At 55.8% G+C, this 17,706-nt stretch carries 15 protein-coding genes; 10 read left to right on the forward strand and 5 right to left on the reverse strand.

The window, feature by feature from the left end; translation table 11 throughout:
• Positions 1-360: 360 nt before the first annotated feature.
• From ACS0RQ_RS21205 to ybbA, 3 genes are all read right to left on the reverse strand, one after another.
• Positions 361-1,506, reverse strand: coding sequence for a porin (locus ACS0RQ_RS21205; RefSeq protein WP_193795334.1), 1,146 nt, complete (start codon positions 1,504-1,506; stop codon positions 361-363).
• 182 nt (positions 1,507-1,688) lie between these two features.
• Positions 1,689-4,103: a putative ABC transporter permease subunit YbbP gene (gene ybbP / locus ACS0RQ_RS21210; protein ID WP_271850324.1), complete on the reverse strand. Its 2,415-nt coding sequence runs from the start codon at positions 4,101-4,103 to the stop codon at positions 1,689-1,691.
• The gene (gene ybbA / locus ACS0RQ_RS21215) at positions 4,100-4,786 is read right to left on the reverse strand and encodes a putative ABC transporter ATP-binding protein YbbA (RefSeq protein ID WP_271850325.1); all 687 of its coding nucleotides are present in this window, start codon (positions 4,784-4,786) and stop codon (positions 4,100-4,102) included. The genes ybbP and ybbA overlap by 4 nt, the downstream gene beginning before the upstream one ends.
• Between ybbA and tesA the strand changes: the two genes are divergently transcribed.
• The 7 genes from tesA (at position 4,754) to ACS0RQ_RS21250 (ending at position 11,400) form a co-directional block, all read left to right on the forward strand.
• On the forward strand, positions 4,754-5,380 hold the full coding sequence (gene tesA / locus ACS0RQ_RS21220) for a multifunctional acyl-CoA thioesterase I/protease I/lysophospholipase L1 (protein WP_125125191.1): 627 nt from the start codon (positions 4,754-4,756) through the stop codon (positions 5,378-5,380). The two genes, ybbA and tesA, sit on opposite strands and share 33 nt — an antisense overlap.
• Positions 5,381-5,408: 28 nt before the next feature.
• Positions 5,409-6,179 carry an SDR family oxidoreductase gene (locus ACS0RQ_RS21225; protein WP_110296092.1) on the forward strand — a complete coding sequence of 257 codons (771 nt, stop codon included), beginning with the start codon at positions 5,409-5,411 and terminating at the stop codon, positions 6,177-6,179.
• Positions 6,180-6,237: 58 nt separating this feature from the next.
• On the forward strand, positions 6,238-7,092 hold the full coding sequence (locus ACS0RQ_RS21230; protein ID WP_041852440.1) for a co-chaperone YbbN: 855 nt from the start codon (positions 6,238-6,240) through the stop codon (positions 7,090-7,092).
• 85 nt (positions 7,093-7,177) lie between these two features.
• Positions 7,178-8,095, forward strand: a complete 918-nt coding sequence (locus ACS0RQ_RS21235) for an SPFH domain-containing protein (RefSeq protein ID WP_271850326.1) — start codon at positions 7,178-7,180, stop codon at positions 8,093-8,095.
• On the forward strand, positions 8,092-8,550 hold the full coding sequence (locus ACS0RQ_RS21240; RefSeq protein ID WP_271850327.1) for an NfeD family protein: 459 nt from the start codon (positions 8,092-8,094) through the stop codon (positions 8,548-8,550). Before ACS0RQ_RS21235 ends, ACS0RQ_RS21240 begins: the two co-directional genes overlap by 4 nt.
• Before the next feature lie 22 nt (positions 8,551-8,572).
• A complete protein-coding gene (locus ACS0RQ_RS21245) occupies positions 8,573-10,729 on the forward strand; it encodes a PA5441 family protein (protein WP_271850328.1) in 2,157 nt (718 codons plus the stop codon).
• On the forward strand, positions 10,699-11,400 hold the full coding sequence (locus ACS0RQ_RS21250; RefSeq protein WP_271850329.1) for a DUF3142 domain-containing protein: 702 nt from the start codon (positions 10,699-10,701) through the stop codon (positions 11,398-11,400). Before ACS0RQ_RS21245 ends, ACS0RQ_RS21250 begins: the two co-directional genes overlap by 31 nt.
• Here ACS0RQ_RS21250 and cueR read toward each other — a convergent pair.
• Positions 11,390-11,806 carry a Cu(I)-responsive transcriptional regulator gene (cueR, locus tag ACS0RQ_RS21255; protein WP_071195807.1) on the reverse strand — a complete coding sequence of 139 codons (417 nt, stop codon included), beginning with the start codon at positions 11,804-11,806 and terminating at the stop codon, positions 11,390-11,392. The two genes, ACS0RQ_RS21250 and cueR, sit on opposite strands and share 11 nt — an antisense overlap.
• Positions 11,807-11,914: 108 nt before the next feature.
• On the opposite strand from cueR, the gene copA reads away from it, so the two are divergent.
• The 3 genes from copA (at position 11,915) to ybaK (ending at position 15,967) form a co-directional block, all read left to right on the forward strand.
• Positions 11,915-14,416, forward strand: coding sequence for a copper-exporting P-type ATPase CopA (gene copA, locus ACS0RQ_RS21260; protein WP_271850330.1), 2,502 nt, complete (start codon positions 11,915-11,917; stop codon positions 14,414-14,416).
• An 84-nt stretch (positions 14,417-14,500) separates the two neighbouring features.
• The gene (locus ACS0RQ_RS21265) at positions 14,501-15,301 is read left to right on the forward strand and encodes a TraB/GumN family protein (RefSeq protein WP_271850331.1); all 801 of its coding nucleotides are present in this window, start codon (positions 14,501-14,503) and stop codon (positions 15,299-15,301) included.
• Between the two features lie 186 nt (positions 15,302-15,487).
• The gene (ybaK, locus tag ACS0RQ_RS21270; protein ID WP_090082487.1) at positions 15,488-15,967 is read left to right on the forward strand and encodes a Cys-tRNA(Pro)/Cys-tRNA(Cys) deacylase YbaK; all 480 of its coding nucleotides are present in this window, start codon (positions 15,488-15,490) and stop codon (positions 15,965-15,967) included.
• A gap of 81 nt (positions 15,968-16,048) precedes the next feature.
• On the opposite strand, the gene ushA is transcribed toward ybaK, so the two are convergent.
• Complete coding sequence (ushA, locus tag ACS0RQ_RS21275) at positions 16,049-17,701, reverse strand: bifunctional UDP-sugar hydrolase/5'-nucleotidase UshA (protein ID WP_041852449.1); 1,653 nt, start codon at positions 17,699-17,701, stop codon at positions 16,049-16,051.
• Positions 17,702-17,706 lie beyond the last annotated feature (5 nt).

Genomic DNA, 17,706 nt, shown 5'->3' on the forward strand with positions numbered 1-17,706 from the left:
GCGCGCTCCATATTCATTACAGGGATAAGATGGCATAAACATAACGCAGCGGTAATTGAAATAAATTCATGTTGTTGTGAAGTATGTCACTGAATGATGGGAGATTTTGCAAAGCTAAGGCGATGAAGCATAAAGAAAAGCGAAATTCAGTCGCCTTCCTTTATGCATTTTCCAGATAAGCAAAGTGAGATCTTTGCTAAGCAGAAGTGCAGGACGCTAATTCTGGGGTCAGTTGGCGTTATCGGCGCAGACAGGTTGAACACGGACAGCGCGCCGAAACCGGAACGGACACGCAGTACGTGGGGTTTCGAGCACTGCCGGGTTCAAACTGGCAAGTCAGATAGCCAAATGCCTGGAATTTTAGAAGTCGTAGCGCAGACGCACTAAGTTCATATCGCCCAGATCGTCGGTGCTGGAGGTAAACACGTGTTCGTAATCCACGCGGAAACCATAATCCAGTTGGAAGCTGATACCTACACCGTTATCGATACGCTGATAGTTGCGTCCATTCACGTATTCGATGCGATCGCCCATAAAGTACGGCTGGACAGATTTCACAGCGTACTGATTAACCGGGATCTTATAACCGGCGAAATATTCAACGCCCCACGCATCACCCGCGAAGTAATTGTGAACCGTGTTTTTCTTGCTCAGCAGGAAGTTCTGATACCAGCCGCCGCCAGCGGAGAAGGTCCAGTTATCCGGTGTCCAGCTCAGCGCAGTACCGAGAATATTCTGGTCGTACGTTTTGCTGTCGTCATTGCCCGGATTGCGCATTTCAGCACGGGTATAGTTCCAGGCCGCGCCCCATGTCAGGGTGTTAGTCAGATGGTAATCCAGACCCAGCGAGCCACCACCTTTACGTTTGTAACGCAGACCGTTACCCGGCAGATATTCGTTATCATCGAACAGATAGGAGGCGTAAACATCCGCATCCCCGAACGTATTCTTATATTTCAGCATATTGCGTGAGCGATAAGAGCCGTCATAATCGCCGTTGATACCGTTACCCGGCGCCTGACCAATCATGTCGTAATCCCAGATATCGGTTTTCGCCCCTACCACATCATAGTAAATGCTGTTTTGCTGACCGTAGGTCAATGTTCCCCAGGTTTTGCTTTTCAGTCCGGTATAGAGCATACGGCGCGTGGTGTCGTGGGCACCTTTTGCATAGTGGTTATCCCAGTCAAACACCGCCGGAATATTGACGCCCAGCTCGTAGTAGTTAATCCAACTGATGTCATCAAACAGGTAATAATCACTGGCGAAGCGGAAACGGGTACCGCCGTCGAAGCCGTTACGTTTGTAAGAGCCTTTATCGCCATCTCCCGTCATCATGTTGAACTGCGGACGAATACTGCCGCCCACGGTGAAATTCAGACGGCTTAACGGATCGCCCGCCTGCGGATCTTGTTTCAGCAGCGTGATCTCTGCTTGCGTTGCAAATGAGGTCATCGCCAGTGCCGCGCCGATCGTTATCGCCAGCGCTTTTATTTTATGTGCCATGCTGTTTCCTTGGTTAATAAGCAGCCAAATAGTTGCCAGCTGAATATTAACGCCGATTAAGCACGCCATGTTGTCGAGTTTTTCGTACTTTGTGCGCTTAAAAATCAGGTAGTTAGCAATTTGTGCACTTAAAAAAAGACACGCCGATTATTTAACCGACGTGTAATCAAAATGACATGATTTTACTGGCTAAACTGGCGGAACAGCGCTTTCCCTTTGAGTAGCCGTGTGCCCAGCCAGCCACCGCATGCGGATAACAAAACGGCGCCGCACAGCGGTAGCGTTACCCACAACCGCCAGTCCGGCTCCCAGGGGAAGTCAAAGACTTTTGTTTGCAGCACCGCCAGCGCCGTTTCCGCACCGATCGCCGCCACCAGCCCGGAGACAAGCCCGAGCAGGGCAAATTCACACCACAGCGTGGTGCGTAACAGTCGCTTGCCGGCGCCGAGCGTACGATACACCACCAGTTCCTGATGACGCTGGCGCATCCCCACCTGCACCTGGGCCAGCAACAGCAGCACACCGCACAGGGTGACCAACACAACCATCACTTCCAGCGCCCGACTCACCTGCTCCAGCACCTGGCCAACCTGTTTTAAGATAGCGCCAATATCCAGCAGGCTGATGGTGGGAAACTCGCGGTTAAGCTGGGTCAACATACCGTTGCCATTCTGCCAGCGGAAACTGGTTAGCCAGCTTTGCGGCTGTCCGTCCAGCGCCCCCTGCGGGAAAATAAAGAAGAAGTTGGGACGCAAACTTTCCCAGTCCACTTTACGCAGGCTGGTGACTTTAGCGGTGAAATCCTGGGTATCACCCATAAAGGTCACGCTGTCGCCGAGTTTGAGTCCCAGGCGTTTAGCCAGTTCTGCTTCGACCGAGACCTCACCGGGTTTTGGTGGCCAGGAACCTGCGGTAACCGGGTTGTGGTTTGCATCCGCCCCCTGCCAGGTCAGATTCAATTCGCGGTTCAGCGCTTCATCCGGGTTCCCTTCCGTACTTTGACCGTTTATCTGCGTCAGTCGGGCACGCACGATAGGCCAGAACGCCTGGGTTACCACCTGGTGTTCAGAGAGAAACGCTTTCACCGGTTCGACCTGCTCCGGGGCAATATTAATGAGGAAATAGTTCGGGCTTTCCGGTGGAAGCTGTTGCTGCCAGCGGTCGAGCAGATCGCCACGCAGCACCAGCAACATTGCCAGCAGCATGAATGACAGCGAGAAAGCCGATAACTGACTCAGCGTCGACCACGGCTGGCGCAGCAGACGATTGACCGCCAGACGCAGCGGCAGTGTTTTGAGGGTAAGCTTTTTCATCACCCGCAGCAGCAGCCAGCCGACTACGCCGCACAGCAATGCCAGAACCACCGCCCCCGCCAGCACCGACCACAGCAGCATGCTGGCCCCCATCAGCCAGGCCAGCAGCAACACAGACACGATACTGATAACGGGAATATAAAATTTCAGCGGCCAGACATCCGCGACAGCATCACGCCGCAATACCCGCAAAGGCTGCGTTGCCAGCAGCAAGCGCCAGGGCCGTATCCCCACCAGCAACGAAATCACCAGCATGGCGCCAATCGACCAGAGCCACGGCCAGCCGCTGGCGGCAGGGAGTGCCACCGGCAGAACCGGCTTGAGCAAGATCAGCAGGATTTTTTCAAACAACAGCCCCATCGCGCCACCGGTGATGGACGCCAGCGCGAGCACCATCAGCCACTGGCCGATGATCAATTTGCGTAACTGCGCCCTGCTCGCCCCCAGCGTTTTGAGAATGGCCACCAGGTCGTAACGACTGCGGCAATAATGCCCCATCGCGACAGCCACCGCCGCGACTGACAGCAGCAGGGTTAACAACGCCGACAGCAGCAAGAATTGCTGGGAGCGCTGTAATGACTTGCCGAGCGCGCCGTCGTCCTGCTCAAGGCCATACCAACGATGTTCCGGCTTAAGCTTCGGCAGTAACCATTTTTCGTAGGCTTCCAGTTGTGCGGGTGTGCCGGCAAATTTTACCCGCCAGGTGACGCGGCTTCCCGGCTGTACCGCTCCTGTTTTCGCCACATCCGCCGTATTCATTAATAATCGCGGCGCCATTTCGAAGGGGTTAAAACCGGAATCCGGCTCCTGCACCACCTCCCCGGCGATACGCAGCGTGGCATCCCCCACATCAATCGAGTCGCCGGTTTTCAGGTTTAGCAGCGCCATCAACCGTGGGGCCAGCAGCACCGTTCCGGCCAGCGGTTTGATCGCAGGCGGCGTGGTTTGCAGGTCGCCGTAGAGCGGATAACTGTCATCCACCGCTTTCACGTTTGCCAGTTGTGGTGTGTCACCGGCGAAGGTCATAGTGGCAAATGAGATTTGCTCGCTAACTTTAAGCCCCTCTTTTCGCGCCTCTTCCAGCCACGCCTGCGGAATTTCACGTGAACTGCGCAACGCCCTGTCGCCAGCCATAAACTCGCGGCTCTGCTGGCTTAATCCTTTTTCCATCCGGTCGCTGATATTGCCCAGCGCTAACACACAGGCCACCGCCAGGCTTAACGCCAGCCAGACAATGAGCAAAGAGGGAGAGCGCCATTCGCGCCAGAACCAGCGGGCGATCATGCTTCCTCCCGCAATTCGCCGTTCACCAGACGTAAACGCCTGTCGCAACGCGCCGCCAGTTGAGGATCGTGCGTGACCAGAATCAGGGTGGTGCCATATTGCTGGTTCATCGAGAAGAGCAAATCAGCAATCTTATCGCCGGTCTGCCTGTCGAGGTTGCCGGTGGGTTCGTCGGCAAACAGCAGCGCCGGGCGACCATTAAACGCACGGGCCAGCGCCACACGCTGTTGCTCGCCGCCGGAAAGCTGCGCGGGAAGGTGATCGAGACGTTTCCCCAGCCCCAACTCTTCCAATAATCCTTTAGCACTGGCACGACTCTGCGCACTGTTTTCACCCCGCAGCAGCGCCGGAAGCTCGACGTTTTCCAGCGCATTCAGGGTGGGGATCAGCATAAAAGACTGGAAAACAAAACCGACATGCGCGGCACGCAGCTTTGCCCGCGCCTCTTCATCCATCGCGTGAAGCGGCTGGCCCAGTAGGTTGACCTCACCGCTACTGCCATCATCAAGCCCGGCAAGAATCGCCAGCAATGTTGACTTACCCGAGCCTGATTCACCAATCAGGGCGATGGTTTGCGCCCGTTTGACAACAAGCTCAACTCCGGTGAGGATGGAAAGTTCCTGCTCCCCCTGACCGACGGACTTCTTAAGATGATGAACTTCAACAATGTTTTCCGCTGGCATTTGGCCTTCCTGTTTTTGCTTCTGTTTAGCCTGCGTGCCGCCGCTGCGGACACGTTACTGGTTCTGGGAGACAGCCTGAGCGCGGGCTATCGCATGGCGGCCAATACCGCCTGGCCTGCGTTGCTCAACGAGAAGTGGCAACAAAAACCGCCCGTCATCAACGCCAGCATTAGCGGCGACACCTCGCAACAGGGGCTGGCACGCTTACCCGCGCTGCTTAAAGAGCATCAGCCTCGCTGGGTGTTGATTGAGCTGGGAGGTAACGATGGTCTGCGCGGCTTTGCGCCCCAACAAACCGAACAAACGCTGCGTACCATTTTGCAGGCGGTAAAAGCCGCAAACGCCGAACCCTTGCTGATGCAAATACGGCTGCCCGCCAACTATGGACGCCGTTATACTGAGTCATTCAGCGCCATCTATCCTAAGCTCGCCAAAGAGTTTGATATTCCTCTGTTGCCGTTTTTCATGGAAGAGGTCTATCTCAAACCCCAGTGGATGCAGGATGATGGGATCCACCCAAACCGTGACGCTCAGCCTTTTATTGCCGACTGGATGGCGACCCGGTTGGCTCCATTAGTTAATCACGACTCCTGATTTATCAGGGACGCTTTCAGGTAAAGTTATGCAAAAAACGATCTTAATAACAGGATGTTCCAGCGGTATCGGTCTGGAAAGCGCCCATGAACTCAAGCGTCAGGGCTTTCGCATCCTGGCGGCCTGCCGCAAAAGCGAGGATGTTGCACGTATGAATCAGGCCGGATTTACCGGCGTACTGTTGGATCTCGACCTCCCCGAAAGCGTAGAACGTGCCGCTGACGAGGTCATTGCCCTGACGGAAAACCGTCTGTATGGCATTTTTAATAACGCGGGCTTTGGCCTGTATGGCCCGCTGTCTACCATCAGCCGCGAGCAAATGGAAAAACAGTTTTCCGCCAACTTTTTTGGTGCACACCAGCTCACCATGCGCCTATTACCCGCCATGCTCCCGCACGGCGAAGGCCGCATTGTGATGACTTCCTCGGTAATGGGGCTGATTTCGACCCCTGGTCGTGGCGCTTATGCGGCCAGTAAGTACGCCCTGGAAGCCTGGTCCGATGCGCTGCGTATGGAATTGCGCCACAGCGGCATCAAGGTCAGCCTGATTGAGCCGGGCCCTATCCGCACCCGCTTTACCGAGAACGTCAACCAGACGCAGAGTGACAAACCGGTGGAAAACCCCGGTATTGCCGCACGTTTTACCCTCGGCCCGGAGGCGGTCGTCGCCAAAGTACGCCATGCTTTTGAAAGTCCGAAACCCAAACTGCGTTATCCGGTTACGGTCGTCACCTGGGTGGTAAGCCTGCTGAAACGCATACTGCCGGGACGCGCAATGGATAAAATTTTACACGGGTGAGTTGAAGGCACAGCGCCTGTCCCCATGTATGAATAAACACTTAAACAGAGAATGACTCATGTCTGTACAGAACATCGTCAACATTAACGAAGCAAACCTTCACCCGACGCTTGAACAGTCAATGACCACGCCGGTGCTGTTCTATTTCTGGTCCGAGCGTAGCCAGCACTGCCAGCAGTTGACCCCGGTGCTGGAAAGCCTGGCGGCGCAATATAACGGGCAATTTATTCTGGCGAAGGTGGACTGCGATGCTGAGCAGATGCTTGCGTCACAGTTTGGTTTACGTGCGATCCCAACGGTCTACCTGTTCCAGAACGGCCAGCCGGTCGACGGTTTCCAGGGGCCGCAGCCGGAAGAGGCCATACGCGCCCTGCTTGATAAAGTCCTGCCGCGCGAAGAAGAGTTAAAAGCGCAACAGGCCATGCAACTGATGGAAGAAGGCAAACATGCCGAAGCGCTGCCGCTGTTGAAAGAGGCCTGGCAGTTATCGCAGCAGAACAGTGAAATCGGCCTGCTGCTGGCGGAGACGCAAATTGCGCTCAACCGCTCTGATGATGCCGAAGCGGTGCTGAAAACCATTCCGCTGCAGGATCAGGACACCCGCTATCAAGGGCTGGTGGCGCAAATCGAGCTGCTGAAAAAAGCCGCGGACACCCCGGAAATTCAGCATTTGCAAGAACAGGTCGAAAAGAACCCGGCGGATGCGCAACTGGCAACGCAACTGGCGCTGCAACTGCATCAGGTTGGCCGCAATGAAGAGGCGCTGGAGCTGCTGTTCAGTCATCTGCGTAAAGATTTAGGCGCAGCAGACGGTGAGGCGCGCAAAATGTTGCAGGAGATCCTGGCCGCGCTGGGTACCGGCGATGCACTGGCCTCGAAATACCGTCGCCAGCTCTACTCCCTGCTTTACTAGCCCCGCCCGCTAAATTTGGGGGTCGCGCTGTTAAGATCCCCAAATTTGGTTAGAATGACATCAAATTAAACAGGAGGTTTATTTGATGCTCATCGTCATCCCCGTTCTTATCTTCGTCGCACTGGTCATTGTAGGCGCCGGTGTCAAAATCGTTCCGCAAGGATATCAGTGGACGGTAGAACGCTTCGGTCGTTATACCCGTTCGCTCCAGCCAGGCCTGAGCCTTGTGGTACCGTTTATGGACCGCATTGGTCGTAAGATCAATATGATGGAGCAAGTTCTCGATATCCCTTCCCAGGAAGTTATTTCCAAAGATAACGCCAACGTCACCATCGACGCGGTGTGTTTTATTCAGGTTATCGACGCCCCGAAAGCCGCCTATGAGGTGAGCAATCTGGAACTGGCGATCATTAACCTCACCATGACCAACATCCGTACCGTGCTCGGCTCGATGGAGCTCGACGAAATGCTCTCTCAGCGCGACAGCATCAACACTCGCCTGCTGCACATCGTGGACGAAGCCACCAATCCGTGGGGCATCAAAGTCACCCGTATTGAAATTCGCGATGTTCGCCCACCGGCGGAGCTGGTCTCTTCCATGAACGCCCAGATGAAAGCCGAACGTACCAAGCGTGCTTACATCCTGGAAGCCGAAGGGATTCGCCAGGCGGAAATCGTCAAAGCAGAAGGTGAAAAGCAGGCCAAAATCCTCAAAGCCGAAGGTGAACGGCAGTCGGCGTTCCTTGAAGCAGAGGCCCGTGAACGTTCGGCAGAAGCAGAAGCACGGGCGACCAAAATGGTCTCCGAGGCGATTGCGGCGGGCGACGTGCAGGCAATTAACTACTTTGTGGCGCAAAAATACACCGAAGCGCTGCAACAAATTGGCTCTGCTAATAACAGTAAAGTCGTGATGATGCCGCTGGATGCCAGCAGCCTGATGGGCTCGATTGCCGGGATCGCGGAGCTGGTAAAAGACAGCACCAGTGAACGGAAAAAACCATGATAGCCGTGCTCTTTGAACATGCCTACATTTTCTGGTTGAGTCTTGGCGGCCTGCTTCTGGCCGCTGAGATGCTCGGCGGCAGCGGCTATTTGCTGTGGAGCGGCGTGGCGGCAGTGGTCACCGGCCTGCTGGTCTGGCTGGTTCCGTTCGGCTGGGAATTACAGGGGGTGATCTTCGCGGTACTCACGCTTATCGCCGCCTGGCTGTGGTGGCTGTGGCTCTCCAGACGGGTACGTGACCAGAAACCGGCAGATGCGTCGCTTAATCAGCGCGGACAGCAGTTGGTGGGCCGCCGTTTTATCCTCGATAATGCTCTGGTCAACGGGCGCGGGCACATACGGGTGGGAGACAGTTCCTGGCCGGTGAGTGCCGGGTCAGATTTACCGGCAGGAAGCAAAGTAGAAGTTATCGCCGTCGAAGGCATTACGCTGCACATCAAAGCTGCGGTCGAATAATCGTAATAATACGCAAGGAAAGATGGTGAAAAAAAGCCACCTCACGCTGGGCCTGTGCCTCTCATTTGCCACCAGCAGCGCTGCGCTGGCATCAATGGATATGGATTCTTGTGCCTGGGCGAGCCCGGGCTGTTTTCTGGTCAGCCCGCCGGTCCTTGGCGTGGCGAACGATACCCGCGATAACCTGCTGCGACTGCTGGATGAGCAAAAAGGCTTTTTATCCCTGCGCCAGCCTGTCCCGTCGGATATTACCCGCAGTCGGGATTTCTATTTCGGCATGCATATGCTGGATTACGATCCCCCGGTGGATGACGACTCGGACACGACGCCTGGCGAGGATCCCCTCAGCCAGCAAATCGCGACCCTGGGCCTCGACGCCGAGGCAATCACTCACCTGACGGCGCTGCAGGACGAAAACGAAAACCGCTTTGTGTCGCTCAATAGCGATACGCTATCGGATTTTTTCGCCGCGCTGCTGGCCGATACAACACTGACCCCCGAGCTACGTCAGACGCTGGCGAAGACGCGCCTGCTTGTCGATGGCAGCAGCAATGCTCAGGATGAACTCAACAAACTCACCGTTCCGGAAGGCTCTGCCGCTGCGTTTCGTGACTATTTGCAGGCCGCAAATCAGTTTTACGCCGGGAATTACACCGCAGCCAGGCAGAGCTTTACCGCCCTTAGCACGAACCCGCAGCCGTGGATCGCCGAAACCGCCAGCTATATGCTGATGCGTAACGCGCTTAACGCCAGCAGTGAAAATGCCAACGGCGAATACGGTGATTTTGACGTCACCAAAGTGGATAAAGCCCTGGCGCAACAGGCGCGGGACAGCGCAGATACCTACCTCAAAAAATGGCCGCAGGGAAAATACGCCGACTCAACACAGGGGCTGCTGCGCCGTATCAACTGGTATCTGCAGGACTGGAATACGCTGGCAACACTCTATGAACATATTCTGCCGCAGGCTGCCGACAGCGATGCGCTGAGCGCGCTGATTAACGAAAGCGACAATAAGTTGCTCAGCAAAGATCTGACCTGGGGAGACAGCTATTTTCTAAGTGCGCCCGATGCGTCGCTGCTGACCTTTATCCAGACGCTCAGGCTGATGCGCGATAATCAGTGCGAAAATCACGCCCACTGTGTCGATCAGGCGTATCTCGATGGCCTTAAAGCCGATTTCGAAAAAAACAAACGGGCCGATCTGTGGAACTATTTGCGCCTGATGCTCGCTTACAACAAGCAGGATTACGCGACGGTGGTGAAAGACATTACTCCGGCGCAGAGCCTGCCCGAGCACAATATCCTCGCGTTTAGCGAACAGGCGCTCTACGGCGATGCGCTGATGGGTCAGCAGCAATGGGATGCCGCACGCGATCACTGGCTGCATCTGCTGGATCTCAGCAAAGATGTTGAGCAACAACAGTTACTGCAGGCGAAGCTGGCGGCCACGCTAGTCAACAGCAATGCACTGGAGAAGATTTTCGCTCCCGATAGCCGCATAACGAATCTTCGCTATCGCTCGCTGGTGCTGAAAACCAAAGCCACTCCTGAGCTGTTACGCCAGCAGGCGGGCAAGGGGCCAAACAACGAAGAGCGCACCATTGCCCTGCATACCTTGCTGACGCAGGATCTGGCACAGGGCCACTATGCCGACTGGTTGCAGGATAAATCCCTGCTCACGGCCATCACCGCCGCCATTCCCGGCGAAGCGTTTGACGATGTGGATGTCAGCGTCTTTAAATGGACAGGCACAGACCCGGAAAAAGCCTATGCCTGCGCATCGTTGAATGACACCGTTGGCGTGCTGAGCAAGAATCCGCAGGATGGCCATGCCCTTAACTGTCTGGGTGAGTTTTTCCGCACCACGCAAACCGAAGTCAGCCTGGCGAAAGACCGTGGCGGCAACGATGCGCTGGATATCGCCACACGTCAGGACGATTTTTCCGGGAAACCACATCGCCTGGCGTGGTACCAGCAGGTAATTAACGACACGAAGGCCGAACCGGAAGACAAGAGCTATGCGCTTTACCGCGCGGTGATGTGCTATGCGCCATCGGGCTACAATGATTGCGGTGGTGAAGATGTCGATAAAGCCGTGCGTAAAGCCTGGTTCCTGCAACTTAAGCGCGATTATCCAGGAAGCGTATGGGCGAAAAGCCTCAAGTATTACTGGTAATCGCTTTTATCAGTTCTCTGTTTATGTCTGTGGCGAATGCCGCAGACGGGCAGGATTTTTGGCTATGGTCGGGCGTTAAGACAGGTGACGAACTGCGCGACGCCCGCACCGTCTATCTGCATCAGGGTGATGTTATTGCCTTCTCCGGTACCGCCGTTTTTGAACGCAAAGGATTACCGGTTAGCCGCCTGACGTTTCCCCATATCTGGCTGACCGTGCGCCTGACGACGCTGGATGTTTCTGATGAGATGCTGGCACGCCTGAACCGTCTGTTACTGCGCTGGCAAGCCGCCGGTAACAACGTGACGGGTCTGCAGATTGATTTTGATGCCGCCACGCACCGCCTCGATCATTACGCGCAGTTTCTGCACCGGTTGCGGGAAATCCTCTCGCCACAGTTCGCGCTGGGCGTAACGGGGCTGCTGGACTGGGCGAAAACTGGCAGCGTGAAAACGCTGAACGCCCTGCCGGTGGATGAACTGGTGGTGCAAAGCTATCAGGGGCGCAACACCGTCGAGGATTATACCGCCTACCTTCCTGCGCTGGCCGGGTTACGCATTCCGTTTAAAGTCGGACGCGTGCAAAACGGCGTCTGGGATCCGCAAGAGGAACAGCGCCTCGCCGCCTCGCCATGGTATCGCGGCACGGTGATCTTTATGCTCAACCCTTAGCGTGTGCCTTGTGATGGCAGCAGCCGGATAGATTATCAATAATCGGGCAGTCGGCGCTGTCATCGCCAGGGCAGGATTCCGCCAGCGACATAAGCTGCTTGCGCATCGCTTCAAGCTCGACAATATGACGCTCAATTTCCGCCACTTTTTGCAATGTGCGGGCTTTGACATCCGCGCTGTGACGGGCCGGATCGTTAAACAGATTCACCAGTTCGCCACACTCTTCGAGGTTAAACCCCACCTGGCGCGCCTGGCGTAGCAGTGTCAATTCATTGATGTGTTGCTGCGTGTAGCTGCGGTAGCCGTTTTCCCCGCGCAGCGGCGGCGTCACCAGCCCTTTATCTTCATAAAAGCGAATCGCTTTGCTGGTTAAGCCGGTCTTTTTCGCCACAATACTGATATTCACCTTTCCCCCTTGACCTTCCCCTTGATGGAAGGTTTAACCTGTTACACAGTTAGTACATGTAATTAATCAGGTCAATCTTTATACGATCTATCATACAGGAAATTAATTATGTCTCACATTACAGAGCTGGAGCTGGACGGACTGTCCTGCGGCCACTGCGTTAAACGTGTTAAAGAGAGTCTGGAACAACGTGCTGACGTTGAGCAGGCGGACGTTACCCTTACCCATGCGCAGATCACCGGCAGCGCCGACGCTTCGGCGCTTATCGATACCATCAAACAAGCCGGGTACGGAGCGAGCATTAGCCACCCAAAGGCTAAACCGCTGGCAGAGTCATCAACCCCGTCGGAAGCACTGACAGCGGCCACTCCTGAGCTTCCGGCAACGGATGACCTTGATGACAGCAAGCAACTGTTAATCAATGGCATGAGTTGCGCCAGTTGCGTCTCCCGCGTACAGAAAGCCCTCCAGGCGGTTCCGGGCGTCACGCAGGCACGGGTCAATCTGGCGGAGCGCACTGCGCTGGTGATGGGTAGCGCCTCCGCAAAGGATTTAGTGAGCGCCGTCGAAGGTGCCGGTTACGGTGCGGAAGCCATAGAAGACGACGTAAAACGCCGCGAACGTCAGCAGGAAACGGCCAACGCGACCATGAAGCGTTTTCGCTGGCAGGCCATTGTCGCCCTGCTGGTCGGCGTACCGGTGATGGTCTGGGGGATGGTAGGTGACAACATGATGGTCACCGACGCCAACCGCTCCCTGTGGCTGTTTATTGGCCTGGTGACGCTGGGTGTGATGATCGTCGCGGGCGGCCATTTTTATCGTAGCGCGTGGAAAAGCCTGACCAACGGCACCGCCACCATGGACACCCTTGTGGCGCTCGGTACCGGTGCAGCCTGGCTTTACTCGATGAGCGTAAACATCTGGCCGCAGTGGTTCCCGATGGAAGCACGCCATCTCTATTATGAAGCCAGTGCGATGATCATTGGTTTGATCAACCTCGGCCATATGCTGGAAGCGCGTGCGCGCCAGCGGTCCTCAAAAGCGCTGGAAAAATTACTCGATCTGACGCCCCCCACCGCCCGTGTGGTAACCGACGAGGGCGAGAAAATGCTCCCTCTCGCCGACGTTCACCCCGGCATGACGCTGCGTTTAACCACCGGCGATCGGGTGCCTGTCGATGGAGAAATAAGCCAGGGCGATGCCTGGTTTGATGAAGCCATGCTCACGGGCGAGCCGATTCCCCAGGAGAAAAGCATTGGCGATGCCGTGCACGCCGGAACGGTGGTACAGGACGGTAGCGTGCTGTTTACCGCCAGCGCGGTAGGCAGCCAGACAACGCTGTCGCGCATTATTCGCATGGTGCGGCAGGCGCAAAGTAGTAAACCGGAAATCGGACAACTGGCCGATAAAATTTCGGCGGTGTTTGTGCCCGTAGTGGTAGTGATAGCCCTGCTCAGCGGCGCTATCTGGTATCTCTTCGGCCCGGCGCCGCAAATCGTCTATACGCTGGTCATTACTACCACGGTTCTGATTATCGCCTGCCCTTGTGCGTTAGGGCTGGCAACGCCGATGTCGATCATTTCAGGCGTGGGTCGCGCGGCGGAGTTTGGCGTGCTGGTGCGCGATGCCGATGCGCTGCAAAGAGCGAGCACTCTCGACACGCTGGTGTTTGATAAAACCGGCACCCTGACCCGCGGCAAACCGCAAGTGGTGGCCATCAAAACAGCGAATGGCTTTACCGAACACCAGGCGCTGCGCTTTGCCGCCGCGCTGGAACAAGGCTCCAGCCACCCGCTGGCGCACGCCATCCTCGAAAAAGCGGGCGCTGAGGCATTGCCAACGGTGCAGAGCTTCCGCACGTTGCGCGGCCTTGGCGTGAGCGGCGAAGCAGAAGGCAGCCGCTTACTGCTCGGCAACCAGGCACTGCTGTCGCAACAGCAGATCACTGTACGCGAACTGGAAGACGAGATGGCATCCCAGGCCGCGCAAGGGGCCACCCCGGTACTGCTGGCAGTTGATGGCAAAATTGCCGCCCTGCTCGCCATTCGCGATCCGCTGCGCGAAGACAGCGTCAATGCCCTGCAACGCCTGCATCTTGCTGGCTATCGCCTGGTGATGCTGACCGGAGATAACCCCACTACGGCTAAAGCCATTGCGAAAGAAGCCGGGATCGATGAAGTGATTGCCGGGGTTTTACCGGATGGTAAAGCCGAGGCCATTGCCAAATTACAGCGCGAAGGTCGCCGTGTGGCGATGGTCGGTGACGGCATCAACGATGCCCCGGCGCTGGCTCAGGCCGATGTTGGTATCGCCATGGGCGGCGGGAGTGATGTCGCGATTGAAACTGCCGCCATCACCCTGATGCGCCATAGCCTGACGGGCGTTGCGGACGCGCTGGCTATTTCGAAGGCAACGCTGCGCAACATGAAACAGAACCTGCTTGGCGCGTTTGTCTATAACTCGCTTGGTATTCCCATTGCCGCCGGGATCTTATGGCCGCTGACGGGAACCCTGCTTAACCCGGTGGTGGCGGGGGCCGCGATGGCGCTCTCCTCCATTACCGTGGTCAGCAATGCTAACCGCCTGCTACGCTTTACGCCGAAAGACTGACCGCGGCCGCCCCGCCATCCGGCGGGGCAATTGCACCTTTCTCCCCTACGCGCTAGCATGGCCTTTTCATTTCAGGAAGCGCGTATGGGCCTGTTTGACTGGTTAAAAAGCTTTTTTCGCACGCGCCGTTACCCATGGCCCGCGGTGGATATTACGCTGTCGGGCAATCGCCATCTGCATCTGATTGGCAGCATCCATATGGGTACCCAGGGGATGTCCCCCCTGCCCGCCCAGCTGCTGCAAAAACTGCGCAAAGCCGATGCGCTGATTGTCGAAGCCGATGTCGCCAGCAGCGGTTCACCCTTTGTCGATATCCCCGATAGCCCGCCCCTGGCCGAACGCCTGAGCCCAGCGCTTCTCACCCAGTTAAGAGAAACCATCGAAGGTCTTGATCTGTCGCAGGATGAGTTTGAAACATGTCCCGCCTGGCATATTGCGCTGGTCTTACAAGCCATGCAGGCACAGAGGCTGGGCCTTCGCCCCGACTACGGCATCGATTATCAGTTGCTACAGGCGGCGCGTCAGTTCGCAACGCCGGTGATTGAATTGGAAGGGACGGAGAACCAGGTCGCAATTTTGCGTCAACTGGCGGATGGCGGTCTTGAACTGTTACAGGATACGCTGACCCACTGGCGTGAAAATGCGCGGCTGCTGCAGGTGATGATAAGCTGGTGGCTGGACTCGCCCCCCACCAGTGAGCCGCTGTCGCTACCGTCGACGTTCAGTCAGTCGCTGCATGATGTGCTGATGCATCAGCGTAACCGTGCCTGGTGTGAACGGCTGCTGGCGTTACCGCCGGGGCGTTATGTGGTCGCCGCAGGTGCGCTGCATCTGTATGGTGAAGGGAATTTGCCGTCGCTGTTAGCGCAAAAAAATGGCCAATAAGATTATTGGCCCGTCAAAGAGGAATTTCAGTTTTTATAGTTATACCGAAGCTCGTGCTTCGGACTAGCGGATTGTCGCTCAAACTTTTCGTCACTGCCAATACTATTGCGCAAGATAGTACTATTTTTGCGTGATAAATCGGGCGTAAGCTGGCTGCATGAAATTACTGTGGTTTGAAGGATTGCTATGACTCCCGCCGTTAAGTTATTAGAAAAAAACAAGGTTCCTTTCCAGATACACACCTATGACCACGATCCGAACGAGACAAACTTTGGAGACGAGGTGGTCCGCAAGCTCGGTCTGAATGCCGATCAGGTGTACAAAACGCTGCTGGTTGCGGTCAATGGCGATATGAAGCATTTGGCCGTTGCGGTGACGCCGGTTGCCGGGCAACTGGATCTGAAAAAGGTCGCGAAAGCATTGGGCGCGAAGAAAGTGGATATGGCCGACCCGATGGTGGCACAGCGCACAACCGGTTATCTGGTGGGTGGTATCAGCCCACTGGGGCAAAAGAAACGTTTGCCCACGCTGATTGACGCCCCTTCACAGACATTCGCCACTATTTTTGTCTCCGGCGGCAAACGCGGGCTGGATATTGAACTGGCGGCGAGCGATCTGGCAAAAATGCTGGACGCGAAGTTTGCCGATATCGCCCGCCGGGATTAACCGCTCAGCGCAGGTTTTCCCCTCACCCTGGCCCTCTCCCCAAAGAGGAGAGGGAACAGGACAAGAGGATCGACTTGAGTGTTACTGCCAGCTCACCTCACCCTTCGGCTCGTAAGCATTCGCATCGAGCGGCGAGTTCTGCTCAATAAATTGCTTAAGCACCTCGGCATCAATAAAGCCGGTATTGACATAACCCGGTTTATTATCAATGCGCGGATAGCCGTCACCACCGGTGGCGTTAAAGCTTAACGTTGCCAGACGGTAGGTTTTCGCCGGGTCTATAGCCTCACCTTTGATTTTCAGGTCGCTCAGTACGCCGTTCTTCGCCACGAACCCGACATTGGCAAACTGCGGATAAGCACCGGAGTCCGGCTTCATTTTCGCCACAGCAGTGAGATAGTCCGTCAGCTCTTTACCGCTCATATCCGCATAGACCAGGGTGTTGCCAAAAGGCTGTACTTTCAGCACATCTTTATAGGTAATAGCACCCTCTTCAATGGAATCACGCACACCGCCGCCGCTCATTACCGCCAGGTCGGCATTGGTACGCGCCATCTGCCCGGCCAGAATCAGACGCGCCAGATTGGTCTGTACAAAGCGGACTTTACTGCGGTCACCTTCGAGGTGGCCGTTGGTATTGCCGATTTTAACCTCGAGCTGCGCTTTACCTTTATTCTGGAACGGCGTCAGCAGGGAGAGCATTTGCTGGTTTTCCTGAATTTCCGGGGTAAAGAGTACGCGCTCACTTTTGCCGTTATCGTAGGTGACTTTCTTCTTGAGGTTCACCGGAATCAGTTGATAGTTCACCAACTTCATTTCGCCATTACGAAACTCAAAGTCCGCACGTCCTACGTACTTGCCCCATTCGTGGGCCTGAACAATCCAGATACCATTCTGCTTATCCGGCGCACAGGGCGTACCCGGTACGTAATTCACCTGCTTTTTGTTTTCCGACGCCATGCACACCGGGTCTTGTGAGTGACCGCCCACAATCATCGCCAGCGACCCGGCAGGCAGACTGCGCGCCATTTCCACATCGCCCGGCGCATTGGAACCGTGCTCACCATTGTCATAGTGCCCCATGTGGGTGGTGGCAAGGATCACATCCGGCTTCTGGGTTTGTTGCAGCTCTTCAATCACCAGCTTTGCTTCGTCCGCCGGTTTGCGGAACTCGATATCGGTAAAATACTCGGGGTTGCCGATTTTTGCCGTGTCATCGGTGGTTAAACCGATGACGGCGATTTTCAGCCCTTGCCTGTCAAAAATCATCCACGGTTTAAAAAGACGCTCACCGGTGCTTTTCTGATAGATATTGGCGGAAAGGAACGGGAATTTGGCCCACTTTTCCTGCTGGCGCAGCACGCTCATCGGGTTATCAAACTCGTGATTGCCCACCGCCATTGCGTCGTAGCCAATCAGGTTCATGCCGCGAAAGTCAGGTTCTGCGTCCTGCAGATCGGACTCCGGCACGCCGGTATTGATGTCGCCGCCAGAGAGCAACAGGACGCTGCCACCTTCAGCCGCCACCTCTTTGCGAATCCCGTCCACCAGTGTTTTTTGTGCTGAGAGGCCGTACTCGCCATAATCGTTGCGCCAGAAGTGACCGTGATGATCGTTGGTATGGAGGATGGTTATCTTATAGGTTTTGTCCTGCTCATAAGCCTGAGCCGAACCACTTGCCAGAGTAAAGGCGGCCAGCAGCGCCAGCACCATGCTCTTTTTTAACAATTTCATGCTTC

Origin of the sequence: Phytobacter diazotrophicus (assembly GCF_052061655.1) — a bacterium.
GTDB lineage: Bacteria > Pseudomonadota > Gammaproteobacteria > Enterobacterales > Enterobacteriaceae > Phytobacter > Phytobacter diazotrophicus.

Excerpts from the sequence above, each read along its gene's own strand:
- ybaK (WP_090082487.1), top strand. The coding sequence starts at position 15,488 with ATGACTCCCGCCGTTAAGTTATTAGAAAAAAACAAGGTTCCTTTCCAG.
- tesA (WP_125125191.1), top strand. The coding sequence starts at position 4,754 with ATGATGAACTTCAACAATGTTTTCCGCTGGCATTTGGCCTTCCTGTTT.
- ACS0RQ_RS21250 (WP_271850329.1), top strand. The coding sequence starts at position 10,699 with ATGGGCGAAAAGCCTCAAGTATTACTGGTAATCGCTTTTATCAGTTCT.
- ushA (WP_041852449.1), bottom strand. The coding sequence starts at position 17,701 with ATGAAATTGTTAAAAAAGAGCATGGTGCTGGCGCTGCTGGCCGCCTTT.
- ybbA (WP_271850325.1), bottom strand. The coding sequence starts at position 4,786 with ATGCCAGCGGAAAACATTGTTGAAGTTCATCATCTTAAGAAGTCCGTC.
- copA (WP_271850330.1), top strand. The coding sequence starts at position 11,915 with ATGTCTCACATTACAGAGCTGGAGCTGGACGGACTGTCCTGCGGCCAC.
- ACS0RQ_RS21230 (WP_041852440.1), top strand. The coding sequence starts at position 6,238 with ATGTCTGTACAGAACATCGTCAACATTAACGAAGCAAACCTTCACCCG.
- ACS0RQ_RS21225 (WP_110296092.1), top strand. The coding sequence starts at position 5,409 with ATGCAAAAAACGATCTTAATAACAGGATGTTCCAGCGGTATCGGTCTG.
- ACS0RQ_RS21265 (WP_271850331.1), top strand. The coding sequence starts at position 14,501 with ATGGGCCTGTTTGACTGGTTAAAAAGCTTTTTTCGCACGCGCCGTTAC.
- ACS0RQ_RS21245 (WP_271850328.1), top strand. The coding sequence starts at position 8,573 with ATGGTGAAAAAAAGCCACCTCACGCTGGGCCTGTGCCTCTCATTTGCC.
- ACS0RQ_RS21240 (WP_271850327.1), top strand. The coding sequence starts at position 8,092 with ATGATAGCCGTGCTCTTTGAACATGCCTACATTTTCTGGTTGAGTCTT.
- ybbP (WP_271850324.1), bottom strand. The coding sequence starts at position 4,103 with ATGATCGCCCGCTGGTTCTGGCGCGAATGGCGCTCTCCCTCTTTGCTC.
- ACS0RQ_RS21235 (WP_271850326.1), top strand. The coding sequence starts at position 7,178 with ATGCTCATCGTCATCCCCGTTCTTATCTTCGTCGCACTGGTCATTGTA.
- ACS0RQ_RS21205 (WP_193795334.1), bottom strand. The coding sequence starts at position 1,506 with ATGGCACATAAAATAAAAGCGCTGGCGATAACGATCGGCGCGGCACTG.